At 71.0% G+C, this 24,778-nt stretch carries 22 protein-coding genes; 13 read left to right on the top strand and 9 right to left on the bottom strand.

Annotated elements, in window-relative coordinates:
- The first annotated feature begins 172 nt into the window (after window positions 1-172).
- Complete coding sequence (locus OHB44_RS06480) at window positions 173-1,105, top strand: hypothetical protein (protein WP_238683436.1); 933 nt, start codon at window positions 173-175, stop codon at window positions 1,103-1,105.
- 117 nt (window positions 1,106-1,222) lie between these two features.
- Window positions 1,223-1,549 (top strand): hypothetical protein, encoded by a 327-nt coding sequence (locus OHB44_RS06485; RefSeq protein WP_238683435.1) that lies wholly within the window; start codon window positions 1,223-1,225, stop codon window positions 1,547-1,549.
- Window positions 1,550-1,594: 45 nt separating this feature from the next.
- On the opposite strand, the gene dacB is transcribed toward OHB44_RS06485, so the two are convergent.
- Window positions 1,595-3,178, bottom strand: a complete 1,584-nt coding sequence (gene dacB / locus OHB44_RS06490) for a D-alanyl-D-alanine carboxypeptidase/D-alanyl-D-alanine endopeptidase (protein ID WP_330439924.1) — start codon at window positions 3,176-3,178, stop codon at window positions 1,595-1,597.
- Between the two features lie 66 nt (window positions 3,179-3,244).
- Entirely contained in the window at window positions 3,245-3,961 is a 717-nt protein-coding gene (locus OHB44_RS06495) for an MIP/aquaporin family protein (protein ID WP_330439925.1), read from the bottom strand.
- A 49-nt stretch (window positions 3,962-4,010) separates the two neighbouring features.
- Here OHB44_RS06495 and OHB44_RS06500 point away from each other — a divergent pair, with 49 nt between their 5' ends.
- Together OHB44_RS06500 and OHB44_RS06505 are read left to right on the top strand one after the other, a co-directional pair.
- On the top strand, window positions 4,011-5,144 hold the full coding sequence (locus tag OHB44_RS06500; protein ID WP_330439926.1) for an NAD(P)-binding domain-containing protein: 1,134 nt from the start codon (window positions 4,011-4,013) through the stop codon (window positions 5,142-5,144).
- Window positions 5,145-5,336: 192 nt separating this feature from the next.
- Window positions 5,337-5,618 carry an adhesin gene (locus tag OHB44_RS06505; protein WP_088946415.1) on the top strand — a complete coding sequence of 94 codons (282 nt, stop codon included), beginning with the start codon at window positions 5,337-5,339 and terminating at the stop codon, window positions 5,616-5,618.
- A gap of 8 nt (window positions 5,619-5,626) precedes the next feature.
- On the opposite strand, the gene OHB44_RS06510 is transcribed toward OHB44_RS06505, so the two are convergent.
- Window positions 5,627-6,694, bottom strand: a complete 1,068-nt coding sequence (locus tag OHB44_RS06510; RefSeq protein WP_330439930.1) for a beta family protein — start codon at window positions 6,692-6,694, stop codon at window positions 5,627-5,629.
- A gap of 91 nt (window positions 6,695-6,785) precedes the next feature.
- Here OHB44_RS06510 and OHB44_RS06515 point away from each other — a divergent pair, with 91 nt between their 5' ends.
- The 4 genes from OHB44_RS06515 (at window position 6,786) to OHB44_RS06530 (ending at window position 11,769) form a co-directional block, all read left to right on the top strand.
- On the top strand, window positions 6,786-7,664 hold the full coding sequence (locus tag OHB44_RS06515) for a sulfotransferase domain-containing protein (RefSeq protein WP_238683430.1): 879 nt from the start codon (window positions 6,786-6,788) through the stop codon (window positions 7,662-7,664).
- A gap of 246 nt (window positions 7,665-7,910) precedes the next feature.
- Window positions 7,911-8,303 (top strand): cupin domain-containing protein, encoded by a 393-nt coding sequence (locus OHB44_RS06520; protein ID WP_091397116.1) that lies wholly within the window; start codon window positions 7,911-7,913, stop codon window positions 8,301-8,303.
- Window positions 8,304-8,345: 42 nt separating this feature from the next.
- Window positions 8,346-10,145 (top strand): glycoside hydrolase family 15 protein, encoded by a 1,800-nt coding sequence (locus OHB44_RS06525; RefSeq protein ID WP_238683429.1) that lies wholly within the window; start codon window positions 8,346-8,348, stop codon window positions 10,143-10,145.
- Between the two features lie 253 nt (window positions 10,146-10,398).
- On the top strand, window positions 10,399-11,769 hold the full coding sequence (locus OHB44_RS06530) for a pectate lyase (protein WP_330439931.1): 1,371 nt from the start codon (window positions 10,399-10,401) through the stop codon (window positions 11,767-11,769).
- Window positions 11,770-11,820: 51 nt separating this feature from the next.
- Here OHB44_RS06530 and OHB44_RS06535 read toward each other — a convergent pair whose 3' ends face one another.
- Window positions 11,821-13,011, bottom strand: a complete 1,191-nt coding sequence (locus OHB44_RS06535) for a threonine synthase (RefSeq protein WP_330439932.1) — start codon at window positions 13,009-13,011, stop codon at window positions 11,821-11,823.
- Between the two features lie 14 nt (window positions 13,012-13,025).
- Window positions 13,026-14,069, bottom strand: a complete 1,044-nt coding sequence (locus OHB44_RS06540; protein ID WP_238683426.1) for a DNA polymerase ligase N-terminal domain-containing protein — start codon at window positions 14,067-14,069, stop codon at window positions 13,026-13,028.
- A gap of 94 nt (window positions 14,070-14,163) precedes the next feature.
- Between OHB44_RS06540 and OHB44_RS06545 the strand changes: the two genes are divergently transcribed.
- The 3 genes from OHB44_RS06545 (at window position 14,164) to OHB44_RS06555 (ending at window position 16,196) form a co-directional block, all read left to right on the top strand.
- A complete protein-coding gene (locus tag OHB44_RS06545; protein WP_238683425.1) occupies window positions 14,164-14,952 on the top strand; it encodes an aldo/keto reductase in 789 nt (262 codons plus the stop codon).
- A 126-nt stretch (window positions 14,953-15,078) separates the two neighbouring features.
- A complete protein-coding gene (locus OHB44_RS06550; protein ID WP_330439933.1) occupies window positions 15,079-15,231 on the top strand; it encodes a hypothetical protein in 153 nt (50 codons plus the stop codon).
- A complete protein-coding gene (locus OHB44_RS06555; RefSeq protein WP_238683423.1) occupies window positions 15,231-16,196 on the top strand; it encodes a golvesin C-terminal-like domain-containing protein in 966 nt (321 codons plus the stop codon). The genes OHB44_RS06550 and OHB44_RS06555 overlap by 1 nt, the downstream gene beginning before the upstream one ends.
- A gap of 14 nt (window positions 16,197-16,210) precedes the next feature.
- On the opposite strand, the gene OHB44_RS06560 is transcribed toward OHB44_RS06555, so the two are convergent.
- Both OHB44_RS06560 and OHB44_RS06565 read right to left on the bottom strand, forming a co-directional pair.
- Entirely contained in the window at window positions 16,211-17,767 is a 1,557-nt protein-coding gene (locus OHB44_RS06560; protein WP_330439934.1) for a SulP family inorganic anion transporter, read from the bottom strand.
- Window positions 17,768-17,885: 118 nt separating this feature from the next.
- Window positions 17,886-19,007 carry a GH12 family glycosyl hydrolase domain-containing protein gene (locus OHB44_RS06565; RefSeq protein WP_238683421.1) on the bottom strand — a complete coding sequence of 374 codons (1,122 nt, stop codon included), beginning with the start codon at window positions 19,005-19,007 and terminating at the stop codon, window positions 17,886-17,888.
- 299 nt (window positions 19,008-19,306) lie between these two features.
- On the opposite strand from OHB44_RS06565, the gene OHB44_RS06570 reads away from it, so the two are divergent.
- The gene (locus OHB44_RS06570) at window positions 19,307-20,413 is read left to right on the top strand and encodes an FAD-dependent monooxygenase (protein ID WP_238683420.1); all 1,107 of its coding nucleotides are present in this window, start codon (window positions 19,307-19,309) and stop codon (window positions 20,411-20,413) included.
- A 130-nt stretch (window positions 20,414-20,543) separates the two neighbouring features.
- Entirely contained in the window at window positions 20,544-22,304 is a 1,761-nt protein-coding gene (gene ctaD / locus OHB44_RS06575) for an aa3-type cytochrome oxidase subunit I (protein WP_238683419.1), read from the top strand.
- 582 nt (window positions 22,305-22,886) lie between these two features.
- Here the strand turns inward: ctaD and OHB44_RS06580 are convergent.
- Both OHB44_RS06580 and OHB44_RS06585 read right to left on the bottom strand, forming a co-directional pair.
- Complete coding sequence (locus OHB44_RS06580) at window positions 22,887-24,134, bottom strand: MFS transporter (protein WP_330439935.1); 1,248 nt, start codon at window positions 24,132-24,134, stop codon at window positions 22,887-22,889.
- A gap of 40 nt (window positions 24,135-24,174) precedes the next feature.
- Window positions 24,175-24,756 carry an isochorismatase family protein gene (locus tag OHB44_RS06585; RefSeq protein WP_112638522.1) on the bottom strand — a complete coding sequence of 194 codons (582 nt, stop codon included), beginning with the start codon at window positions 24,754-24,756 and terminating at the stop codon, window positions 24,175-24,177.
- Between the last annotated feature and the right edge of the window lie 22 nt (window positions 24,757-24,778).

A 24,778-nucleotide genomic window follows, 5' to 3' on the forward strand; every position in this document is an offset into this window, starting at 1 on the left:
GTGCCTGGGCGGGCGGCCGGGTTGTCCGGCAGCGTCCCATTGTGGGCTGGACACGTCCGGTAGTCCGGATCTAGCGTGTCGTCCACGCCCGGGGCAAACGTGAAACTGCCCACAGTGGATGGTGTGGTCCTCGGCGGTCCAAAACGGCCGGGCGGCGGAGTTGGAGGGGTCGGTGGCGGACGAAGACCGCACGCGGGCTGGTTCGAGGGCTGGCGACGCGCCGCCGAAGCACCGTCCGCGTGCCATTACCGCCGGGGTGACCCGCAGCGTGTTGCGCCGCGCCCGACAGCGGCGGCGCTGGGCGGTGGAGGGAGCCGCCGTCCTCGTCTGCCTGGTGGTGTTGATCTCGTACCTCGCCACCCGGTCCGGTCCGGCGCCGGACGACGACCAGGCGGGCCCGGGCAGTGTGTCCGCACGTCCCCCCGGTGTGCCGGCCGCCGACGGGCGCACCGGCGAGGCGGGGCCGGCGACGCCCGGTCTGCGTCCGCGCCAGCGACCACCCTCGCCGGACCCGACGCCGTCGGCCAGCACGCCCGCCCCGCCACCGCCGAAGCCCGATTCGCCGGCGCTGACGGTGAGCCGGGGCGAGATGCCCGCCATCGTCGACCTCACCGCCGTTGGCGCTCGGGACTGGGTGCACTGGGGGGAGCGCGGCGGCAGATCGATGAACCGCAAGCGTTCCGGCTCCGGCGAGATCATCGACGGAGGTGGCCCGGGCCGGCGGGTCGGTTGGGACGGTAACCAGGAGTACGTGCGCTGGGCCGACGGCACGCCGGAGCGGTCGACGAGCGGCAGCTCCAACGGCGTCTACGCCTGCGGTGCCGGGAACGGGTTCAGCGTCGCCGTCGCCGGCAGTGGTGAGCCGCGCACGGTCCAGCTCTACGGTGGCATCTGGATGGCTCGGGGGCGACTGGAAGCGCGGCTGTCCACCGGCGGGCCGACCAGCATCGCCCGACTCGAAGACCCCTACACCAGCCAGAGCGCCCAGTTCACCATCCGCTTCACAGCGCCGAAGGGTGCCCGGCTGCTGCTGACCTGGACCGTCGAGAAGGTCTTCACGTCGCACTGCGGCAACGTCGGCCTCCAGGCCGTGACGGTGCGGTGACTGACTGACTGATCGCTGTGCGTTCGGAGAGCGGGACAGTTTGTCCGTCGCAGACCGTCGAATGCGCCGTAACTTTCTGCTGTCCCCATCCGACCATCCAGTGTGGAGGCAGCGGAGATGAGTAGCATCGCCCACCGCGACCGTCGTGCCGCTTCGTCCGGCATCGGCGAAGCGTCCGGGGAGGTTCTTCGCGACATCCCCCTGCCGCCGTACGTCACGGGCGAGGACACCCAGTTCGCCGTACGGGCGGTGGTGGTGCACGCCCCCCGACGGTGGTCCGGGGGTGTGGTCTGCCGTAACGATGCCAGCCCGCACCCGTGCCGCCTGCACCGCTGGGGCACCCGGGTGCTGGCCCTGCGCGGGCTGCGGGCCGCTGAGATCGCCGCGCTCATCGAACGTGGTGACCCGACGGCGGTGGTCCCCCCACCGGACCGTCCGGCCTGAGCGCTCGCCGGGCCGGGAGGTGCGTCCGCGCCTCCCGGCCGTCGCTCAGCAGGTGATCGGTTTGATCCAGGAGCACTCGACGCCCTCCGGGGTGCGCGGCGTCTCCGGCACCGCCGGCGGGGCCACCCGTGCCGTCGACGCACCATCCTCGCGGAAGCCGGCCAGCGCCACGGCGATCTGGTCCTCCATCGACTTCACCGACGCAGTGAGGTAGTTGTTCAGCAGGATGGAGAACGCCAGCAGCCGACCATCGGCGCTGGTGACGTAGCCGGAGAGCCCGGAGACCCCGGTCAGGCTGCCGGTCTTGGCGTGCACGTTGCCCGCGGCTGGCGTGTCGGCCATCCGGCTGCGCAGGGTGCCGCCGACGAACCGCTCGGGCTGACCGGCGATCGGCAGCGCCGCGTACCAGGTCGCGAACCACGGTTCGGCGCGGACGGCGCTCAGCAGGTCGACGAATTCCGCCGCCGGAATCAGGTTGCGTCGGGACAATCCTGAGCCGTCACGCTGGCGCAGTCTCCCGGTGTCCATTCCGGTGTCGGCGACGTATTCGCTGATCGCGGTGAGCCCGGCGGTCCAGGTGCCCGAGCCGGAGAGCACCCGACCGATCTCCTTGGTCAACACCTCGGCGTGCCCGTTGTTGGACAGCTTCAGGAATGGCGTCATCAGCTCGCCCAGACTCATCGAGTCGTGGCGCGCCACCGGGTCGGCCGTCTCCGGAGTGGGCTGGCCGAGCACGGTCCGGCCGAGCACCCGGACGCCGTGTCGGTGCAGCGCCGCCCGGAACACGTCGGCCGCGTAGCCGGTGGGTTCCCAGACGGTGACCCAGTCGCTGGCGGGTTCGTCGCCGACGGCGATCTGACCGGTCACCACGACGGTGTTGCCGCCGTGCTCGCGCTCGATCGAGATCGAGGTCTCGCCGTCGCTGACCGTCTGGGCGCGGTTGTCGACGTGGACGTACCCGGTGGCGGGGGTGGTGGTGACCACCGGCGGGGCGCCGGCCCGGCCCGCCGGTGCGGCGCGCACGATCACGGTGCCCGCGTCGTAGTCGGTGTCCGGGGCGACTGTCAGCGCCGAGACCTGCGCGGCGTAGTAGTAGGGCTCGTCGTCCCAGGTCCAGTCGGGGCCGAGTCGGGTGCGGTCGTAGCGGGTGTCGTCGGCGACCAGGTTTCCGGTGACCACCCGCACGCCGTCGGCGGCGACCTGCGCGGCGAGCGCGTCGTAGTCGGCGGCGAGCATCGTCGGATCGCCTCCGCCGCGCAGGTAGAGGTTGCCGGAGAGCAGGCCCGCACGGCGCTTGCCGCTGGCCCGTACGTCGGTGCTGAAACGGTGACCCGGGCCGAGCAGCTCAAGGGCGGCCGTCGAGGTCAGCAGCTTGGTGTTTGACGCCGGAACCAGCCGGCGGTCACCGTTGCGGTCGTAGAGCGTCTGTCCCGTGCTGGTGTCGACCACGACCACCGAGGCCTGCGCGCCGGCCAACCGGGTGTCGGCGAGGATCGTGTCGATGGTGGCACGCAGCTGGGTCGTCGCGGGGGTGGGCGACTCGGCGGTGGCACTGGGCGCGGCGGCGGTGGCCGCTGTGGCTACCAGCGCGAGCAGCGCGACGGCCCGGGGAAAGTGACGGCGATGCATCCGCTGATGCTGTCACGGAGATATTCGCCGGAGAAGGCCCTCAAGCGAAAGATATTGCCGTGTGGGCTACTTCGGCCCACCGACCGTCTTCTCGTGGCCACCCCAGTAGTGCCGCTGCGCCCCCATCACCAGCGGTGCGACCAGCGCGGCGAGCGCCCCACCGAGCAGCGGGAAGACGATGAACACCCAGAGTTGCCGTAGCGCCACGCCGCCCTCGAAGACCGCCGGGCCGAACGCGCGGGCCGGATTGACCGCAGCGCCGGTCAGCGTCACGCCCACCAGTTGGGTCACGGCCAGGGCCAACCCGATGGCCAGTCCGGCAGTTCCCGGATTCTCGCTCCGACTCGTCACCACCAGCACGACCAGCACGAAGAGGAAGGTCAGCACGACTTCCAGCACGGCCGCGCCGCCCCGGTTGATGTGCGCGCCGTAGCCGTTCGTGCCCAGGGCTCCGGTCTGGTCCGCTACGTCACCCCATCGGGTCAGCGCCCAGAGCACGAAGCCCGCCACGGTCGCGCCGATGAACTGCGCGATCCAGTACGCCACAGCCCCGAGCACCGAGATCTTGCCGGAGAGCAGCACACCGAGTGTCACCGCTGGGTTGACGTGGCTGCCGGAGAGTGGGCCGATCGTGTAGACGAGGGCCACCATCACGAACCCGAAGGCCAGCGCCACCACCACCACGCCGCCCTGGACCCGTGCGGCGACCGCGCTGCCCACCCCGAAGAACACCAGCAGCAGGGTGCCGAGGAACTCGGCCGCGTACCGACGGAAGTCGCTCATTCACTCAGCGTAAGTGCAGCTCAGGCGGCCGAAGCCGTAATGGCCGTCTGTGATCGGCGCGACGGTCGAGGACGGGCACAGCGGTGACGTCCGGCGCGTTGTAGCCCACGTGGACACCCACTCCGCGGACGTGGTGGTGATCGGTGCCGGGCAGGCAGGCCTGAGCGCCGGCTACCACCTGCACCGCACCGGCTTCGCACCCGGCAGCGGCTTCGTCATCCTCGACGCCGACAACGGGCCCGGCGGCGCCTGGCAGCACCGCTGGCCGACGCTGGTCTTCGACCGGGTGCACGGCTTCCACGACCTGCCCGGGTTGCCGCTCCCGCCCACCGCGCCGCATCGCCCGGCTTCCGAGCAGGTCAGCGCCTACTTCGCCGCGTACGAGAGGGCCTTCGACCTGCCGGTGCGGCGGCCGGTGCGGGTCCGGGGGGTGCACTCCCGCCCGGATGGGCGACTGGACGTGCACACCGACCGGGGCACCTGGACCGCCCGCGCCCTGATCAACGCCACCGGCACCTGGACGCGGCCGTTCTGGCCGCACTACCCGGGCCGGTCGACGTTTCGCGGACGCCAGTTGCACACCGCCGACTATCGAGGGCCGGCCGAGTTCACCGGCTTGCGCGTGGTGGTGGTCGGCGGCGGCACCTCGGCCGTGCAACTGCTCGGTGAGGTCTCCACAGTGGCGGCGGCCACCACCTGGGTGACCCGCCGGCCGCCGACGTTCAACGACGGGGAGTTCGGCCAGGAGCTGGGTCGGGCCGCTGTGGCCCGGGTGGACCAGGCGGTCCGGGCTGGCCGACCGCCGGGCAGTGTGGTGGGCGTGACCGGGCTGCCGGTCACCCCGGAGGTACGCCGACTGCGTGAGCGCGGCGTCCTCGACCGGCTACCCATGTTCGAGCGGATCACGCCCGACGGGGTGGCCTGGACGGACGGGCGGTTCGTGCCGGCTGACGTGATCCTGTGGTGCACCGGCTTCCGGGCGGCCATCGACCACCTCGCCCCGCTGGGGCTGCGCGCGCCCGGCGGCGGTATCACGATGGACGGCACCCGGGTGGTCGCCGACGCGCGGGTTCACCTGGTCGGGTACGGCCCCTCGGCCAGCACGATCGGAGCCAACCGGGCCGGCCGCGCGGCGGTCAACGAGATTCGCGCCTGGCTGGAGCCGGCCGCCGCTCTCCACTGACCTGGCTCTATTTGACGGATGGTCGGCCAGCGGGCACGGTGGGAGTGACGGGGCCGTCAGCTGCCCCGATCCGATGCGACGGCGATGACCGTTCGCCCCTCTGTCGCCTCCCACGTGTGCTCGTACGCGGGCCGACTGTCCGGTCCGCGCGGTATCCGACCGCGAGCCGACAATTCACGAGGAGTTCCATCAATGCTCACCATGACTGATAACGCCGTGCTCGTCATCCGTGACCTCGCCAACCAACAGGACGTCGCCCAGGACGGCGGGGTGCGTATCGCCGCCGACACCGAGGCGGGCTCGCTCACCGTCGAGCTGGTGCCTGAACCGGCGCAGGGCGATCGGGTGGTCGACAACCAGGGCGCCCGGATCTTCCTGGACGAGGACGCCGCCGAGCTGCTCGGCGACGCGTCGGTGGATGCCACAGTCGACGACGAGGGCATCATCCAGTTCGGCTTCACCGAGAGGCAGTAGACCCGGCCTCACCGCAGCGATCGTCCCCGCTGCGGTGGCCCCTGCCCGGGGTGCCACCGCGGCGTGCCCTCCCCGGCCGGGTGCAGCAGCGTGGCCAGCACGTGGGCCAGGTGGTGCGAGGTGCTCCACGCCGCCCAGTTGGCGGTCGAGCCGGCCCCGGCGCCCCGGCGGGCCCGCCGCAGCAGCTCATGGTCACCCCAGGAGAAGGCCGCCCCGGTGGTGGGCCAGTGCGGTGCCGACACCAGCGTGCGACACAGGTCGGCGAACCGGTCGTCGCCCCGGCCGCCGCGTCGCGCCCAGCGGTAGACCCACCAGCGGCCGTCGTCGGTGTAACGCACTGTCGGCAACCGGTCGCCAGGGTCACCGGTGCCCGGCCCGGCCGGGTGGACGCCGTAGTCGCCGTAGTCGACCCCGGCGTCGGCAAGTCGCCGCCACAGTTGCCAGTCCCAACGGTCCAGCGGGACCGGCTCGTCGGTGGGCAACCGGGACAGCGTCGGCGGCATACCGCCTGCCGCCACCGTCACCGACCGCCAGGCGTGTCGACGTGCCCAGTCCAGCAGGTGGCGTACCCGGGGCTCGACGGTCCGCACGTCCGCCGGGCAGCAGACGTCCCCCGCGTCCACCAGCAGGTCGCACTCCTCAGGGGCGAGGCCGGTGAACCGCCAGATCCGTTCCACGGCTGTGGTGCTGGCGTCCGGTCCGGCCCGGTCCCGGCCGGTCCGCAGCCGGATGAGCGCGCTCCGGCCGTACGCCCGCGCCGCCGCGCCGTGCGCTACCAGCCGGTGGTCGCTCTCGGAGAGCCCGATCACCGGCACCACCGGTACGCCCCAACGGCTCAGCTCCGCCTCGGGGATGTCGGGCAGTGCGCTGACGTCGATGGCGGGCAGCAGCCCGGATGGCAACCGACGAATGGCGTCCATCGTGGACCGACCGATCGCGCCGATCTCCAGGATCGGGGCGACCAGCGCGGCGTACGCGGGATCGAGGTGGCTCAGGGCCTCAAGCTCGCCTCGTCGGTTGGCGAGGATGGGGCGGTAGACCGGTGCCGCCGCCCGGCCCCCGTGGGCGGGCACCATACTTCAATCTAGCCAGGCATACGCACAGGCCCCAGGAATGTAAGCCGGAATTCGGCTGCTCGACTGTCGGTTCGGCGACTACCATCCACCGATGCTCACGCCGATTCACCGTTACCAGTCCGACGAAGAGGACAGCGCGCGGTGGACCGGTTTCCCGTTCCGCGACGGCGACCTCGTGATCAGCACCCGATCCAAGAGCGGCACCACCTGGATGCAGATGATCTGTGCGCTCCTGGTGCTCCGTACCCCGGAGTTGCCGGCACCGCTGACAGTGCTGTCGCCGTGGCTGGACTGGTTGGGCGAGCCGCGGGCCACGGTGTACGACCGGCTGGCCGCCCAGCCACACCGGCGGTTCATCAAGACGCACACTCCGCTGGACGGGGTGCCGCTCGACCCTCGGGCGCGGTACGTGGTGGTGGCCCGGCATCCGCTGGACATGGCGGTCTCCCTCTACCACCAGAGCGCCAACCTGGACCGGGCGCGCATCGCCGAGCTGACCGGCCAACCCGCCCCGGCCGGGCCACCCCGGGAGCGGCCTCCGGTACGCGAGTGGTTGCTGAGCTGGGTCGACCGGGAGGTGGACCCCCGAGTCGAGCTGGACTCGCTGCCCGGGGTGCTGATGCACATTGGTGACGCGTGGGCGCGCCGGCACGAGCCGAACGTCGAGCTGGTGCACTACGACGACCTAATGGCGGATCTGGGCGGTGAGATGCGCCGGCTGGCCGACCTGTGGAACCTCCCGAGCCCGGGGCCGGAGTTGGTCGAGGCGGCCACCTTCGGTCGCATGCGGGAGCGCGCCGACCAGCTCGCACCGGACACGCTCGGCGTGCTGCGTGACCGGCAGGCGTTCTTTCGCCGGGGAGGCTCAGGCCAGGGACGCGACCTGCTGGACGAGACCGGTCTGGCCCGCTACCGGCAACGGGTCGCGGCGCTGGCCCCACCCGACCTGCTCACCTGGCTGCACCGCTAGGCCCCGGGCACACAAGAGCGCACGGCGCCGTTTCGACAGTTGTCGGAACGTCGCCGTGCTCTGGCCGTCTCCCACCACCGCAGCCGTTCGGCGGTACGTCGGCGGGGACCTGGCTCGACCGGCCGTTCGCGCCGGTCAGCGTTGTCGATCCCCGGTCCGCGCGGATCCAAACCCGCCACCCGTGGGGAATTGCACCATCCGCCAGTCCCGGCGTGGCGCGCCGCCAGACGGGGTATGAGCGTGGACATGGAGCATTTCACTATCGCGACTGTCGCCGAGAAGAGCCCGGATTTCCGGCGCGTGCTGTGGACCGGTGAGCACACCCAGCTGGTCATCATGACCATCCCCGCCGATGGGGAGATCGGCGAGGAGGTGCACGAGGACATCGACCAGATCCTCACCTTCGTCAGCGGCGTCGGCGAGGCGCGGGTCGCCGGCGCGAAGCGGAAGGTCGTCGCTGGCGACCTGGTAGTGGTGCCGGCGGGCACCAAGCACAACTTCGTCAACACCGGCCCCAACCCGCTGGTGCTCTACACGGTCTACGGGCCGCCGGAGCACGCCGACAAGGCCGTGCACAAGACCAAGGAAGAGGCCGACGCGGCAGAGGCGGCGGGCGAGGACGAGCCACCGACCGAGTGATCGTTCCGGCCTGATCCGGGCCGAGGCGGGTACCCCCGGCGGGTGGAGCAGCAGCCGCAGATCTCCGACTACGGGTTCCTCTCGGACTCTCGTTCGGGTGCCCTGGTCGGCAAGGACGGCTCGATCGACTGGTGGTGCCCGCACCGGTTCGACGGATCGTCCGTGTTCGCGCGGTTGCTCGACCCGAGGGCCGGCCACTTCCGGCTGGCGCCGGTCGGGTTCGGCGGTCCGGGTCACCGGGTGGAGCGTGCGTACCTGCCGGACACGTTGGTGCTGCGGACTGTGCACCACACCCCGCATGGCAGCGTGGCGGTCACCGACGCGCTGGCCGCCGAGGTCGGCGCCCGCGCCCACGAGCTGGGCAAGAACTCACCCGCGGTGCTGATCCGGGTGGTCGAGGGGCTCTCCGGGCGGGTACGGATGGCCTTGGACTTCGCGCCCCGCCCGGAGTACGGCCTGCTCACGCCGTACCTGCACGAGCAGCCGGACGGCGGGGTGCTGGCCGGCGCCGGCCCGGTGGTGCTGATGTTGCGCGCCGGGGGCCTGCACCTGCGGGCGGGCACCGACCGGGTGACCCACGAGTTCGAGGTCTCCGCCGGTCAGGTCATCGGGATGGACCTCGCGTTCGGCGAGGCGTACGGCGACCCGCCGGCCCGGGTGAACCCGCTGACCACCCTCGCCGAGACGACGGAGGCGTGGCAGGCGTTCCGGGAGACGCACGGGTACTCCGGCCGATACCCCGAACTCGTCAAACACAGCTCGACTGTCCTGACCGGCCTCACGTACGCCCGCAGTGGCGCGGTCGCCGCCGCGTTGACCACCTCGTTGCCGGAGCAGATCGGTGGCGACCGGAACTACGACTACCGCTACTCCTGGCTGCGGGACTTCTCGTTGACCATGCGGGCTCTCTGGGTGGCGGCCTGCCCCGACGAGACGTCCCGGTTGTTCGCCTGGGCGACCCGTTCGATCGGCCGGTTCGGTGATGAGCCAGTGCCGGTGCTCTTCGGGCTGGAGGGGGAACGCGACCTCTCCGAACACCACTGCAACCACCTGCGCGGCTACCGTGACAGTCGACCGGTGCGGGTCGGCAACGACGCCTGGCGGCAGCGGCAGCTCGACGTGCCGGGTGAGGTGATGTCGGCGGTGTGGCGGTTGCGCGACTACCTCGGCGCACGGTTCGAGGACGAGCTGCGGGAGATGGTGCTCGGGCTGACCGAGCAGGTGGCCGCTACGTGGCACCTGCCGGACCGGGGCATCTGGGAGACCCGCGACGAGGAACGCCAGTACGTCTCGTCCAAGGTGTCCTGCTGGTTGACGATGGACCGGGCGGTGGGGCTCGCCGACCGGCTCGGTGATCGGGCCGACCCGCATCGCTGGGCGCGGGTACGCGACGAGATCCGCGACACCGTGCTGCGCGAGGGGTGGAACGAACGGATCGGGGCGTTCACCGGCGCGTTCGGATCGGCGGAGCTGGACGCCTCGGTGCTCGCGCTGCCGGTCACGCACTTCCTGCCGGCCACCGATCCGCGGATGCGCTCGACGATCGCGATGGTCGAGCGCGAGCTGGGCACCGAGGACGGCCTGCTGCGGCGTTGGACGACCGACCCGGCCGGATTCCTGCTGTGCTCGTTCTGGCTGGTGGAATGTCTGGTGATGACGGGTGAGCCGCAGCGCGCCGAGGCGCTCTTCGAGCGAGTCGTCGGGTACTCCAACGACGTGGGGTTGTTCAGCGAGCAGATCGACCTGACCACCGGCACGCAGCTCGGCAACATCCCGCAGGCGCTCTCGCACATCGGGCTGATCAACGCGGCGTGGCGGATCACCGAGCCGGAGAGCTACTGAGCGGTCGGCGTTGCGCCCCGGAATCCTGCAACAGACCTGCAAACGCCAGGCATTGACGTTGATGGTTGGACAGTCCTAGCCTCGAAGCATCGGGAAAGCCCTTTCCCCAGGGTCTTGAACCCGCCTCACCCCGCCTCGGATCCGGGCGTCCGACGGGGGCGCACACCGATCCCGTTCAGCGCAGCACGCCGTGCGAGCACGTCTCGGTACGGCGGCCGAGGGATCACCACCACATGCGTCAAGGAGGACACCTGTGCAGAAAAGACGACTCTCCGGCCGCCGACCACTCCTGCTGGCGGTCGGTGCCGGGGTGACCGCTGCGGCCCTCGCCGCCGGCATGACCTCGGCCTTCGCGGCCACCGTCTTCAGCGACGACTTCACCGACGGCGACACCTCCGGCTGGTCCAAGTCCGGCGGCACCTGGGCCGTCGACGGCTCGGGCGTGCTCAACCAGTCCAACGCCGGCAGCGAGCTGGCCCGGCAGTTCGCCGGCCAGACCAGCTGGACCAACTACTCCGTGCAGGCCCGGGTCAGGCCCACGAGCTTCGGCTCGTCCGGTGCCCTGGTCGGGCTCGCCGCCCGCTCCACCAGCAGCACAAAGATGTACCGGCTGGCCCTGCTCGGCTCCGGTCGGGCCGAACTCCAGGCGGTCAACGGCAGCTCCGTCACGGCGATCGGTTCCGCAGCTCTGGGCGTCGGCACCGGCACCTGGTACAACCTGCGCATCGAGACCAGCGGCAGCACCATCCGCGGCTTCGTCAACGGCACCCAGATCGCGTCCGGCAGCAACAGCCTGGCCGGCGCGGGCCGGATCGGCCTGGTCACCGCGTACGCCAGTGGCGGCTTCGACGACGTGTCGGTCGACTCGTCCGGCGGCGGCACCCCGACGACTCCGCCACCGACGACCACTCCGCCACCCACCACCACGCCGCCGCCGACCACCACGCCTCCGCCGGCTGGCTGGCCAACGCCCACCGGCAGCCAGAAGGTGGACGCCACGATCCCGGTCTCCGGCTCGTTCGACGGTGGGCTCAAGCGCTACTACGGCATCGGTGACGGCGGGCAGGGCGAGAGCCAGGACCCGATGTTCGAGCTGGCCGCGGGCGCCACCCTGCGCAACGTGATCATCGGTGCTCCGGCCGGCGACGGCGTGCACTGCGAGGGCAACTGCACCCTGATCAACGTCTGGTGGGAGGACGTCGGCGAGGACGCGGCGACCTTCCGCGGCGGCACCACGTACACCGTCGACGGCGGTGGAGCCCGTTCCGCCAGCGACAAGGTCTTCCAGCACAACGGCTCGGGCACCGTCTACATCAAGAACTTCCGGGTGGAGAACGCCGGCAAGCTCTACCGCGCCTGCGGCAACTGCTCCACGTCGTACCAGCGGCACGTGGTGATCGACAACGTGATCGTCCGGAACACCGACGCGATCGCCGGCATCAACACCAACTGGGGCGACACGGCCCGGTTCAGCCGGATCACCATCGTCGGCGACCCGGACCGGGAGACCTCGATCTGCGTGAAGTACAAGGGCGTGCCGAAGGGCAGCGAGCCGACCGAGATCGGCGAGGGCGCCGACGGCGTCAACTGCCTCTACTCACCCTCGGACATCACCTACCAGTAGACCGGCACGACGGCGCCCCGCGTACCGCCCGGTCCGCGGGGCGCCGTCACCTCAAGCCATCACTGGTACGCCGGAGACGTCGACAGTGTCCGGGTACTTCAGCCCGGCACCGGTGTTGAGCACCACCACCCGTTCGCCGGCCCGGATCCACCCGCCCGCGCGCAGTTGCCGGGCCGCCGTGAGGCAGGCCGCCCCCTCCGGGCAGAGCAGCAGCCCCTCCCGGGCGGCGAAGTCCCGCAGATCGGCCAGGATGTCCGCGTCGTCGACGGCGACTGCCGTACCGGAGGACTCCCGCAGCGCCGCCAAGATCAGCTCGTCGCCCAGCGGGGCCGGCACCGTGATGCCGAACGCCACAGTGTGCGCGTCCGCCCACGGCTGGGCCCGATCCTCGCCGGCGGCGAAGGCCCGCACGATCGGCGCGCAGCCGGTGGACTGCACCGCCACCAGCCGGGGCAGCTTGTCGCCGATCCAGCCCAGCTCGCGCAGCTCGTGCAGCGCCTTGTGGATGCCGATCAGGCCGACCCCGCCGCCGGTGGGATAAATGATCACGTCCGGTGTCTGCCAGCCGAGCTGCTCGACGATCTCGTACCCCATCGTCTTCTTGCCCTCCAACCGGTAGGGCTCGCGCAGCGTGCCGGCGTCGAAGATCGCCCCGTTCGACTCCGCGATCAGCTCGGCCACCCGCCGACCGGCGTCGCCGATCAGCCCGTCGACCAGGCGCAGGTCGGCCCCGGCGGCGACGCACTCGCGCCGGCAGATGGTCGGCGCCTCCAGCGGCATGACGATCGTCGCGCCCATTCCGGCCCGCGCGGCGTACGTGGCCCAGGCCGACCCGGCGTTGCCGTTGGTAGGCATCGCGATCCGCTCGACGCCCAGCTCGCGGGCCCGGCTCACCCCGACCGCCGCGCCCCGGGCCTTGAACGAGCCGGTCGGGACCAGCCCCTCGTCCTTGACCATCAGGTCCGCGATGCCGATCTCCGTGCCGTACGCCGGAGCCCGCAACAGCGGCGTCCAGCCCTCACCCAGCGTCGTGACGTGCCGAGGGTCGGCTACCGGCAGGACCTCCCGGTAGCGCCACAGGTCGGCCGGGCGCAGCGGAAAGCGTTCCGGGGTGACCGCCTTCGCCACGGCCGGCAGGTCGTAGCGGGCCAGCAGCGGCGACCCGCACTCGCAGAGATTCTGTAACCGGTCGGCGGCGTGTTCCTTGCCGCAGCGCGGGCAGTCCAGGTGAGTCAGGTACACGTCGCTCCTCGCCGTCACACCGCGTCGATGCTCAGCCAGTGCCGGCTGCGCCGCCCCGGCTGGTAGACCGAGTCCAGTCGCTTGGCGACCACGCCCGGCAGGCCCTGTTCCCGCCCGGCACGCAGGGCCTCGTCGCCCGCGCCCGGGAACCACGGCGGAGTCTGCCAGTGCGTACCGGACAAGACCAGCCCATCGAGCAGCTCGCGGCGTTGCGTGTACGGCACGTCGACGCTGCTCACGCCCTCCAGCCACAGCAGGTCGACGATCAGGTACTGGGCGCCGGCGGGGACCCGGCTGCCGGTGGCCGGCCGTACCGGGCGGACCCGCCCGGCACCGTCGATGCGGACCAGCACACCGTCGAGCACCGCCTCGGTGGGCGCGAGCGCCTCGGCCATCGCGCGCAGCCACTGATACCCGCCGGTGATCTCCTCGTCGGTCTCGGAGAGCAGCCGCAGTCGCCCGCCGGAGACGTACGCCATCGCCCGGACGCCGTCCCAGCGCAGCTCATACCCCCAGGCGGCGCGGTCGCGGGGGAGCCCGGCGGCGGGCGTGGTGTGCATCGGTCGGACCACCTCCGGCATCGGCGTCCAGCCCGGCGGCGCGGGGTCGGTGCGGCGGACCATCCAGTCGCGTCCTCCGGTGGCGAAGAGGACGTAGCGGCCGGCGGTCCGCTCACCGGAGAGCGTCACGATCACCTCGTCGTCGCGCCACTTCTCACAGCGGTAGGTGCCCCGGTCGTGAATCAGCATCCGGCCGCCGCCGTACTCCCCGGCGGGGATCTCACCGGCGAAGTCGAGGTACTCCATCGGGTGGTCCTCGGTGTGCACGGCGAGGTGGTTGCGACCCGGATCGCGGGGCAGGCCGCGTGGCACCGCCCACGAGGCGAGCACACCCTCGCGCTCCAGTCGCAGGTCCCAGTGCAGGCTGCGAGCGTGGTGCTGCTGAATGACGAAGCGTTCGGCGTCAGCACCGGACGGCGGCGGGCTCGCCGACGGCACCGGCTCGGGTGTGCGGGCCGCGTCCCGCCGTCGCCGGTACTCGTCCAGCCGGTCGGTCACACAAGCATTCTCCGGCAATCCGGACCGGTGCGCTGGAGGCCGGAGTGTCCGGTTCGCTCGGCGGCCGAGGGCGCGGCGGGGTAGAACGGACCTCATGGACCTCACCGACCAGCCCACCGCCCTGCTCCCCGGTGACGTGCGGATGCCCCTGCTCGGCTTCGGCACCTGGCAGGCCACCGGCCAGGCCGGTTACGACGCCGTGCTGGCCGCGCTCGACACCGGCTACCGGCACCTCGACACCGCCACCGTTTACGGCAACGAGCGGGAGGTCGGCCGGGCGGTACGGGAGAGCGGGTTGCGCCGGGAGGACCTCTTCATCACCACCAAGATCCCGCCGGACCGGGTGGGCCGGGAGCGCGCGACGCTGGAGGCCAGCCTGGAGGCGCTCGGCGTCGAGCACGTGGACCTCTGGCTGATCCACTGGCCGCCGTCGTCGCCGGGGGACAGCATCCCGCTCTGGCGCGAGCTGCTCGCCGCCCGCGACGAGAACCTGGCCCGGGCGGTAGGGGTGAGCAACTACAGCACCGCGGAGATCGACGAGCTGATCCAGTCCACCGAGGAGAACCCGGCGGTCAACCAGATCCGGTGGAGTCCGTCGCTGTACGACCGGCAGCGGCACGCCGAGCACCGGGACCGGGGCGTGGTGCTGGAGGGGTACAGCCCGTTCAAGACCAGCGACCTCAGTGACCCGGTGCTGACCAGGATCGCCGGCGCGCACGGCGTGTCCCCGGCGCAGGTGGTGCTGCGGTGGCACATCGACCACGAGATCGTGGTGATCCCGAAGTCGGTGACCCCGGAGCGGATCACCGCCAACTTCGACGTCTTCCACTTCTCGCTCACGGCGGAGGAGATGCGCGACATCGACGCGCTCGGCGAGGTCTGAATCGGCGAATTCCTTCAACCCGTGAACCGGCAATGAAGGGTATCGACATCGACGTACGTGACGGTATAGCGTCCCCGTCATCACGTTCGTCGATCCGTTCGTACCCGCCGTCGCTGGAGGATCGCCATGGCCCGAATCCCGTCCATCCGTCTGCCCCGCCGTGGGGTGCTCGGCATCCCCGCCCTGGTGGTCGCCGCGCTGACAGTCGTCGCCCGACCCGCCGCCGCGAGCGCCGCGCCGAAGGCCGAGTGCCTCGCCGACCTGCTTCAGGACGCCTGATGGCGACCATTCCCTGGCTGGTGGACGTGCTGCGCGCCGCCGGGGTCCAGGTAGTGGTCGAGGGGGACTGGCTCAACCGGATGCGGCCCGGCTCGTTCGACCCGATCGGGGTGCTCTGGCACCACACCGCCTCGACCTCCAGCGCCAGCAATCCGCACCCGGCGCTCGGCATCTGCATCAACGGCCGGTCCGACCTGCCGGGCCCGCTGTGCCAGGCGCTCGTCGACTACAACGGTGTCTTCCACGTCATCTCGGCCGGCCGGTGCAACCACGCCGGAGTCAGCGGCGGCAGCGGGCCGATCCCGGCCGGTGACGGCAACACCCTGATGATCGGGTGGGAGATCGACTACAACGGCGTCAACCAGGAGATGACCGCCGCGCAGTACAACGCGTCGCTCGCCGCCACGGCCGCCGTGCTCACCCGGCTCGGCCGGGACAGCAGCTACGCCCGGGGCCACCGGGAGACCAGCACCAGCGGCAAGATCGACCCGTCCTTCATCGACCTGAACGTCATGCGCGCCGACGTGGCGGCGAGAATGGCCGGCGGCGGCACGGCCTGGTCCTCCACTGTCGACAACACCACCAGCGGTCGGTTCACCGCCAGCGCCAACTGGGGCGTGTCGTCGTACTCCAGTCAGCGCTACGGCGCCGACTACCGCTACGCGGACCCGGTCGCCGCCAGCGACGTCGCGTGGTACCGGTTCAACGTCCCGGCCACCGCCAGCTACCGGGTCGAGGCGTGGTGGCCGGCGAACTCCGGCTACAACAGTGCCGCCCCGTACATCGTCGCCACCAGCGCCGGCAACCAGACCGTCCGGGTCGACCAACGGGCCACCGGTGGGCAGTGGCGGGTCCTCGGCACGTTCACACTCCCGGCCGGTGACGCCAACCGGGTCGGCGTGAGCCGGTGGAGCAACGCCACCGGCCTGGTCGTCGCCGACGCCGTACGCCTCACCCGCGTCTGACGACGGTTCTGGCTTCACGGAACCCGAGGGTTTGCGAGGGACGGTGCAACGTGCCCATGCGCATCCGAAGACTGGCGACCCCGAGCCACGCACGGGGAGGTGCGTTTGCCGGTACCGAGCCCGTCGGTGCCCGCACGGTGCAACCACGAGCCGTGTACCTCGTTGACCTGGACGGTGCCGCCGGACCGCGTGTAGGACGCCTGCCAGTCGCGGATGGTCTCGTAGGCGCCGTGGTCGAGATAGTCCAGGTGTAGTTCGAGGACGACGTGCTGCCCCGGGGGCAGGGCGGTGAGCCGGCGGGTGAGTCGTCCGGAGGCGACGAAGGCGAGTGTTCCGATGATCGACACGAGCCAACTGCCGGAGTTCGGCTCGGTGACGTGGATCTCGCACCGGGCCAACCGCCACAACATGAAGAGCACCGCCGTCGCCATGCCGAGCCCGACCCCGATGAGCAGGTCGGTCGCGGCAACGCCGACCGCGGTGATCACGTAGATGGGCAGTTCCCGGTGCCGGGCGTACGTGCGGATCTGGGCGAGGCTCACCAGTCGCAGGCCGACGACTACGAGGACGGCAGCGAGCACGGCCATCGGGATCATTTCCAGCAGTACGGCGCCAGCCATCACGAACCCGGCGATCCAGACTCCGTGCAGGATGGCCGAGGCGCGGGTGCGTGCCCCAGCCGCGACGTTGGCCGAGCTGCGCACGATGACGCCGGTGACCGGGAGGCCGCCGAGCGTTCCGGACACGGCGTTCGCGGCGCCCTGCGCGATGAGTTCGCGATCGAGGTTCGCCCGTGCGCCGTGGTGCATGCGGTCGACGGCCACCGCCGAGAGAAGAGATTCCACGCTCGCTACCAGGGCGATGGTGATGACTGCCGGGAGGACCTCCCACAGCGGTGAATCGGGCCAGCGGGCGAAGGTGAGCGCGTTCAAGGGGTTGGCGGGCAGGTTCACCCGCTCCACGTCGGCACCGAGGGCCGTCGCGACCACTGTGGCAACCACCACCGCCACCAGGGTCGCCGGCAGCATGGTGGTCTTGACCAGACGTGCCCAGACCAGCAGCAGGGTCATGGTCAGCGCGCCGAGCAGCACGGACACGCTGTGGTAGTCGGCGACCTGGCCGGGTAGGTCCCGGAGATTCGCCCACGCCGAGCTCTGGGGCGCGCCGCCGAGCGCTACGTGGACCTGGCTCAGCGCGATGACCAGGCCGATGCCGGCCAGCATCCCGTGTACGACAGTCGGCGACAGGGCGAGCGCGGCCCGCCCGAGGCGGGTGATGCCCAGCAGGATCTGCAGCAGCCCGGCGAGGGTCACGATCGCGGCGGTGCCGGCGAAGCCGAACTCGGCGATGGTGCCCGCGACGATCACGGTGAGCCCAGCCGCCGGTCCGCTGACCTGGAGCGGCGCGCCGCTGAGCGCGCCGGCGACTATCCCGCCCACGACGGCGGCGATCAGCCCGGCCAGCAGGGGTGCTCCGGAGGCGGCAGCGATGCCGAGGGACAACGGGATGGCGATCAGGAAGACAACGATCGACGAGGGGACATCGTGCCGAAATAGGGCTTTGACCGACATGTTCGGAAGGTACTCAAATAATATTAATGCATAGTTAAGCGTGATTCTTTCACCCGCGACATACGACGTGCGGGGGCGTGACCGACCAGGTCACGCCCCCGCACATCGTGGTGTCGGCTCAGTTGCGGGAGCAGGTTGCCCCGTTGAGCGAGAAGCTGGTCGGCGACGAGTACGAGCCGCTCAGCGTCCCCTGGTAGCCGAAGCTGGCCGTGCCGCCGGGTGCTACCGATCCGTTGTGGCCGGTGTTGCGGGCGGTCACCGTCGACCCGCTCTGGCTCACAGTGGCGTTCCAGGCGTTGGTGACCTGCTGCCCACCGGGCAGGCTGTAGGCCAGCGTCCAACCGTTGATCGCGCTGGACCCGGTGTTGGTGATCTGCACGTCGGCCGTGAAGCCGTTGTTCCACGAGTTCGCCGTGTACTTCACGGCGCAGCTCGCGCCACCGCTCGGCGGCGGGGTCGTCGGGTTGGTCGGCGGCTGGCCGCCACCGTTGACGTTTGCCGAGAACGAGGTCACCGCGAGGCCGGCGCCGCCCTGCCACGGCTCGAAGCCGGCCTGGATGCTGGTCAGGTACCAGGAGTTGGTGATCGCACCCCGGTTGCGGGTGTCGTTGATGAAGTCCAGCACGCTGAAGTTCAGGCTGGAGATCGCCGACGACGCGACGTAGGAGATGACGTTGTTGGAGCCGTTGCTGCCCCGCCAGACCTCCCAGGTGCGGCCGGCCAGGTTCGTGGTGCCGACGACCGATCCGATGGGCTGAATCGGGCCCTGCCGGTTGAGCCAGATCATGATCTCCATCTGGTTCACCCCGTCCCGCTTCGGCGACGGGTCCAGCCAGATGTCGTACGACGCGTTGTACGTGGCGCCGCTGACGTAGCGGTAGGAGATGCTGCTGGTGGCGCTGCTGATCTGGCTCACCTGGATCGGCAGGTTCGTGCCGGGGGAGCAGTTGGTGTAGTGACAACCGAGGAACACCGAGGGGTACGCCGTGGGCGCGCCGTTGGTGGGGCTGCTGCCGTTCTGGGTGATGATCTCGAAGCCGTTGTTGGTGGCGTTGATGCACTGCTGGGCGGTGGTGCCCCAGCGGTTGTTCTGCACCACGTAGCGGCCCTGGATGACTGTCGAGCCGTACTGTTCGCAGATCTGCGTGTCGGCGGAGGCGCTGCCTCCGAGGGCTACTGCCACCAGCGAACTGGCGACCAGCAACCCGGCGGCGGCCAGGGCCCGAAGTTGACGTTTCATGACACTCCTCGACTCGGCGCGTGCCGGGCGCCGGATGTGGTGGGGCAGTGCGGGAGCGCTCCCACGCTCAACGACACATTTACATGTCTGAAACTGCTGCGCAACCGTCCGCGTCGAACTGGTGAATTGTGAGGATTGCCATGCCCCGCCGGACGGCTGGCCACGGACGGCCAGCCAAGCGGCGCGGGTCACCGACGAGCGGCGGGGTGCGGGCCGATTGGGCCTGGTGTGCGCCGATCGCTCCGAGTAGCGTGTTGCCTCCAACGCGTGCCGCTCCCCCTCCGGAGGCGTACACCACCATGGGTGGCTCCCCCCTGCGCATCCTCGTCGTCGGCGCGGGCATCGCCGGCCTGGCCGTAGCCCGGGCGCTGCGCCTGGCGGGCTTCCGGCCCGACGTCACCGACAAGCTGCCACCGGGGGAGTCCACCGAGACCGGTCTCTACCTGCCCGGCAATGCCGCCCGCGCCCTACACCGGCTCGACCTGCACGACCCGGTCCGGCCGATCGGGCAGGTGATCCGCCGGCAGCGGTTCTTCGACGCCGCGGGCGCGCAACTCTGCGAGGTCGACCTCGACGCACTCTGGACCGGCGTCGGCGAATGCCGAGCGCTGCCCCGGGCCGACCTGCACCGGGTGCTGCTCAGTGGTGCCGGTGGCGCCGTCCGGCACGGCGCCGAGGTCCGCACCCTGGACCTGCTCCCGGGCGCTGTCGGCGTCACCTTCACCGATGGCACCACCAGCGAGTACGACCTGGTCATCGGCGCCGACGGGCCACGCTCCTCGGTCCGCGCGCTGGCCGCGCTCGGTGGGCCGCCGCGCCCGGTGGGGCAGGTGGTCTACCGGGCCGTCCTGCGCGACGGTCCACCGGTCACCGAGTGGACCGCACTGCTCGGCCAGCGTTCCGGGTTCCTGATGGTGCCGATCGGTGCCGGGCGGCTGCACCTCTACGCCGACGAGGCCGGCACCGAGGAACCCGCCGACCCGCTGGCCCGACTGCGGGACCTCTTCGCCGACTACCGCGGCCCGGTACCCGAGGTGCTGGCGGCCCTCGACGAGGTGCACGTCGGGATCACCGACGAGGTGGAGTTGGGCCGCTGGTACCGAGGGCGTGTCCTGCTGGTCGGCGATGCCGCGCACGCCACCGCGCCGACGCTGTCGCAGGGTGCGGCCATGGCCTTGGAGGACGCCGTGGTGCTGGCCGAGTCGCTGCGCGCCGCCAACAGCGTGGAGGCGGCGCTCGTGGCGTACGAGAGTCGTCGCCGTCCGCGTACCCGATGGGTGCGGGACCGGACCCGGGACCGCAACCGCACCAGGGACGTCCCGCCGGCGCTGCGCGACCCGTTGCTGCGCGGACGCGGCGACCGGATCTTCGGGGAGCACTACCGGCTCCTGCTCGGCCCGCTGTAGGCCCGTAGTAGATCGTGTCACGCCACCCCACGCGGCGCTGCGACCTGCCGGGGACTATCCTCCTTGCGGATGACGGCCCGCCGATAAACAGCGTGTGCCGAGCGGGACAACCGAGAACCGGAGGCCACTCGTGACCACCGTCGCACCCAAGCCGGTCGTGACCCGGCCCTGGCCGGTCCGGGAGCCGGTCAAGGGGTCGGCCATCGCGCGGCTGCTGCGAACCACGGACGCGAAGCAAATCGGGATCATGTACATGATCACCGCGTTCGCGTTCTTCATGATCGGTGGCCTGATGGCTCTGGTCATGCGTGCTGAGCTGGCCCGACCCGGGCTGCAGTTCCTGTCGCCGGAGCAGTACAACCAGCTCTTCACGATGCACGGCACGATCATGTTGCTGTTCTTCGCGACGCCGATCGTGTTCGCGTTCGCGAACTACATCGTGCCGATCCAGATCGGCGCGCCCGACGTCTCCTTCCCCCGGCTGAACAGCTTCGCCTACTGGCTGTACCTGTTCGGCGGGACGATGGCGACCGCCGGATTCATCACCCCGGGCGGCGCCGCCGACTTCGGCTGGTTCGCGTACGCGCCGCTGAGCAGCGTCGAACACTCGCCGGGCGTCGGCGCCAACATGTGGATCATGGGTCTGGCCATCTCCGGCCTGGGCACCATCCTCGGCGCCGTGAACATGATCACCACGGTGCTGACCCTGCGCGCGCCCGGCATGACCATGTTCCGGATGCCGATCTTCACGTGGAACATCCTGGTCACCAGCCTCCTGGTGATCCTGGTCTTCCCGCTGCTGGCCGCCGCGCTGTTCGCGCTCGCCGCGGACCGGATCCTCGGCGCGCACGTGTACGACCCGGCAACCGGTGGGCCGATGCTCTGGCAGCACCTGTTCTGGTTCTTCGGGCACCCCGAGGTCTACATCGTGGCGTTGCCGTTCTTCGGCATCATCAGCGAGGTCATCCCGGTCTTCTCCCGCAAGCCGATCTTCGGCTACAAGGGTCTGGTCGCCGCGACCGTCGCGATCGCCGCGCTCTCCATGAGCGTCTGGGCGCACCACATGTTCGCCACCGGCCAGGTGCTGCTGCCGTTCTTCAGCTTCCTGAGCTACCTGATCGCCGTGCCGACCGGTATGAAGTTCTTCAACTGGATCGGGACCATGTGGCGGGGCCAGATCAGCTTCGAGACCCCCATGCTCTGGGCGGTCGGCTTCCTGGTCACCTTCCTCTTCGGTGGTCTCACCGGTGTGCTGCTGGCCAGCCCGCCGATCGACTTCCACGTGTCGGACTCGTACTTCGTGGTGGCGCACTTCCACTACGTGCTCTTCGGCACCATCGTGTTCGCGGTCTTCGCGGGCATCTACTTCTGGTTCCCGAAGATGTTCGGCCGGATGCTCGACGAGCGCCTGGGCAAGGTGCACTTCTGGCTCACCATGATCGGCTTCCACACCACGTTCCTGGTGCAGCACTGGCTCGGCAACGAGGGCATGCCCCGTCGGTACGCCGACTACCTGCCCAGCGACGGCTTCACCACGCTGAACACGATCTCCACGATCGGCGCGTTCATCACCGGTATCTCCACGCTGCCGTTCATCTACAACTGCTGGAAGTCGTACAAGACCGGCCCGGTGGTCGAGGTGAACGACCCCTGGGGTCACGGCAACTCGCTGGAGTGGGCGACCAGCAGCCCGCCGCCGCTGCGTAACTTCGACCGGATGCCGCGGATCCGCTCCGAGCGGCCGGCGTTCGACGCGAAGTTCCCGGAGTTGGCGGCCGGTGGTCAGAGCCTGGCCGGCCCGCCGGAGGGTGGCGCCAAGCCGCTCACCAGCGAGTCGGACGGCGGGGCCAGCTACCGCGAGGACACCGCGAGCGACGCCGACAGGCACTGACGCTCAGCTCAGCAGTACGACGGGCGCCGCCCCCGGGACACCGGGAGCGGCGCCCGTCGCCATGCCCAGCCCACTGTCACTGGCGCGTCTCGCCGCGTTCCAGCCGATCCGCGTCGCTCACCGGCGGGCTGTCTACCGCAGTTCCGCCTGCCCGCCCTGCCCGGCCTGGATCGGCCCTGCCCGCCCTGCCCTTGCTTGGCGCGGCTGGGCTGGGCTGCATTTCCCTGATGACCCTGACGGCTGTATAGCCTCGGCTCCAGTCCGCCAGGCCGGCCTGACTCGGCCAGCCCGGCTTGGGTCCGTCTAACCCTGGCCTGGTCCCGCCGGTTGGCCTGCTTCGGCTGGATCCGCTTGGCCCTGCCGGCCGGGCCCGCGTGGCACCAGCGTGGCCGGATCTCCAGGTGACGGTAGTGCTGACGAGCGATATACCTGTGAGTCATAAATATGCCTCACAGGTATCTCTGCCGTCAGCATGTGTGCCGTCTGTCGGTGCGGTCGAGGTGGATCGCCTACCAGTGTGGCAATGCGTCGTTCCGGCAGAGCAGGGACGCCGACCTTCAGCTTCGCGCGACGGCGGGGTGGTCAGCGGGCGGCGGGGGTGAGGTCGGCCTCGGCGGGCGGCGGGGTGGCCGCCTCGGCGATGCGGCGGCGGCGCAGCTCGATCGGGAGCACCACCACAGTGACCAGCGCGCCGAGCGCACCGGTCACCACGAAGCCCCAGAGTGGCGCGCTGGCGTCGATCACCGCGCCGGCGAGCGGCGCACCGACCGCGATGCCGACGGTGACGGCGGAGCCGTGCAGACCCATCGCCTCACCGCGTACCTCGGCCGGAACCAGGCGGCTGACGGCGTCCGAGCCGGCCGCGATGGTCGGCGCGCAGAGCGCTCCGGCGGGGATCAGCGCCAGGCACAGCAGCCACCAGTGCGCGCCGCCCAGCCCCACCGGAATGGTGCAGACTGCCAGCGCGGCGGTCAGTGCCAGCGGGGAGAACGAGCGGTGTACGGCCCCGTACGCGAAACCGCCGGCCAGCGAGGCGACCGCCCAGATGGCCAGGACCGCGCCGGTCCACCCGACCTCGCCGCTGGCCCGCAGAACGGCGACCACCGCCACGTCGGTGCCCCCGAGCACCAGGGTCGCCGCGGCGCTGAGCGCCAGGACGGCGAGCAGCCGGGGGGTCAGCCACTCCCGGCGCGGCACGCGGCGTTGTGGGCCGGTGGGCTCGGTGGCCTCCCGGATGGGTGGGTTGACCACCCACAGGGCGATCCCGGCGGCGACGATGCCGCCACCGACCAGGTACATGGTGGTCTGCGCGGAGATCGCGGTGACCAGGGCCACCGCCAACGCCGGGCCGATCATGAAGGACAGCTCCACCGACATCGAGTCCAGTGCGTAGGCCGGGCGGCGTTGGTCCTCGGGGACCAGCGCGGCGATCGACTGACGGACCACGGAGAAGATGGGCAGGGCCAGGGAACCGGCCACGAAGGCGGCAGGCAGGAGCACCGGGTACGCCAGCGTCGGCGCGGTGGACCAGAAGATCGCCTCGGCGATCGCGGTGAGCACCAGGACCGGGCGCAGTCCACGCCGGTCCACGAGTCGGCCGAGCAGCGGCCCGCCGATCGCCGCGCCCACTGTGACCGCCGCACCCACCAGCCCGGCCGCCCCGTAGCCCCGATCAAGATCGAGCACCACGTGGAAGGTCAACGTCACCCCGGTCGCGGTGAGCGGGATGCGGGCGAGGACGGCAACCAGTAGCAGCGACCGCAGACCGGGCAGGGCGAGCGCCCGCCGGTAAGGCTTCATGTTCACGTGGGTCCGTACCTCCGGCGCCATCTTCGACCGGCGGCGGCCCCTTGGCCAACCAATTAGCGCCTCATGCGGCCCTGATCACAGGCTGACCCTGCATGATCACCCCGGCGCCCTCCATGGCGCGCAGGGCCACGTCGGTGGTCGCCGGGGCAACGGCGGCGGTCAACTCCAGCAGCACTGTGGTGGCGAAACCTTCCCGGGCGGCGTCCAGCGCGGTCGCCCGGACGCAGTGGTCGGTGGCGATGCCGACCACGTCGACCCGGTCCACGTCGCGCTGGCGCAGCCAGTCGGCCAGGCACTCGCCGTCGTCGGCATGCCCCTCGAAACCGGAGTACGCCGCCGCGTGCTCGCCCTTGTGGAAGATCGCCTCGACCCGGGCGGTGTCCAGTTCCGGGTGGAACTCCGAACCGGTGGTGCCGACCACGCAGTGCCGGGGCCAGGACTCCACGAAGTCCGGCGGATCGCCGAAGTGGGCTCCCGGGTCGACGTGGTAGTCCTTCGTGGCGACCACATGCGTCCACCGGTCCGGCTCGGCGGCGAGCAACCGGGAGATGCCGGCGGCCACCCCTGCGCCGCCGGCGACGGCCAGCGAACCGCCCTCGCAGAAGTCGTTCTGCACGTCCACGATGATCAGCGCGTTGGCCATGGGGGTTTCCTCTCTCCGCACT

Source organism: Micromonospora sp. NBC_00821 (genome assembly GCF_036347035.1).
Taxonomy (GTDB): Bacteria; Actinomycetota; Actinomycetes; order Mycobacteriales; family Micromonosporaceae; genus Micromonospora; species Micromonospora hortensis.

What these genes read in the sequence shown, in the direction of transcription:
- OHB44_RS06485 (WP_238683435.1), top strand. Translation starts at nt 1,223, where the DNA reads ATGAGTAGCATCGCCCACCGCGACCGTCGTGCCGCTTCGTCCGGCATC.
- dacB (WP_330439924.1), bottom strand. Translation starts at nt 3,178, where the DNA reads ATGCATCGCCGTCACTTTCCCCGGGCCGTCGCGCTGCTCGCGCTGGTA.
- OHB44_RS06495 (WP_330439925.1), bottom strand. Translation starts at nt 3,961, where the DNA reads ATGAGCGACTTCCGTCGGTACGCGGCCGAGTTCCTCGGCACCCTGCTG.
- OHB44_RS06505 (WP_088946415.1), top strand. Translation starts at nt 5,337, where the DNA reads ATGCTCACCATGACTGATAACGCCGTGCTCGTCATCCGTGACCTCGCC.
- OHB44_RS06510 (WP_330439930.1), bottom strand. Translation starts at nt 6,694, where the DNA reads ATGGTGCCCGCCCACGGGGGCCGGGCGGCGGCACCGGTCTACCGCCCC.
- OHB44_RS06515 (WP_238683430.1), top strand. Translation starts at nt 6,786, where the DNA reads ATGCTCACGCCGATTCACCGTTACCAGTCCGACGAAGAGGACAGCGCG.
- OHB44_RS06520 (WP_091397116.1), top strand. Translation starts at nt 7,911, where the DNA reads ATGGAGCATTTCACTATCGCGACTGTCGCCGAGAAGAGCCCGGATTTC.
- OHB44_RS06545 (WP_238683425.1), top strand. Translation starts at nt 14,164, where the DNA reads ATGGACCTCACCGACCAGCCCACCGCCCTGCTCCCCGGTGACGTGCGG.
- OHB44_RS06550 (WP_330439933.1), top strand. Translation starts at nt 15,079, where the DNA reads ATGGCCCGAATCCCGTCCATCCGTCTGCCCCGCCGTGGGGTGCTCGGC.
- OHB44_RS06555 (WP_238683423.1), top strand. Translation starts at nt 15,231, where the DNA reads ATGGCGACCATTCCCTGGCTGGTGGACGTGCTGCGCGCCGCCGGGGTC.
- OHB44_RS06560 (WP_330439934.1), bottom strand. Translation starts at nt 17,767, where the DNA reads ATGTCGGTCAAAGCCCTATTTCGGCACGATGTCCCCTCGTCGATCGTT.
- OHB44_RS06565 (WP_238683421.1), bottom strand. Translation starts at nt 19,007, where the DNA reads ATGAAACGTCAACTTCGGGCCCTGGCCGCCGCCGGGTTGCTGGTCGCC.
- OHB44_RS06570 (WP_238683420.1), top strand. Translation starts at nt 19,307, where the DNA reads ATGGGTGGCTCCCCCCTGCGCATCCTCGTCGTCGGCGCGGGCATCGCC.
- OHB44_RS06580 (WP_330439935.1), bottom strand. Translation starts at nt 24,134, where the DNA reads ATGGCGCCGGAGGTACGGACCCACGTGAACATGAAGCCTTACCGGCGG.
- OHB44_RS06585 (WP_112638522.1), bottom strand. Translation starts at nt 24,756, where the DNA reads ATGGCCAACGCGCTGATCATCGTGGACGTGCAGAACGACTTCTGCGAG.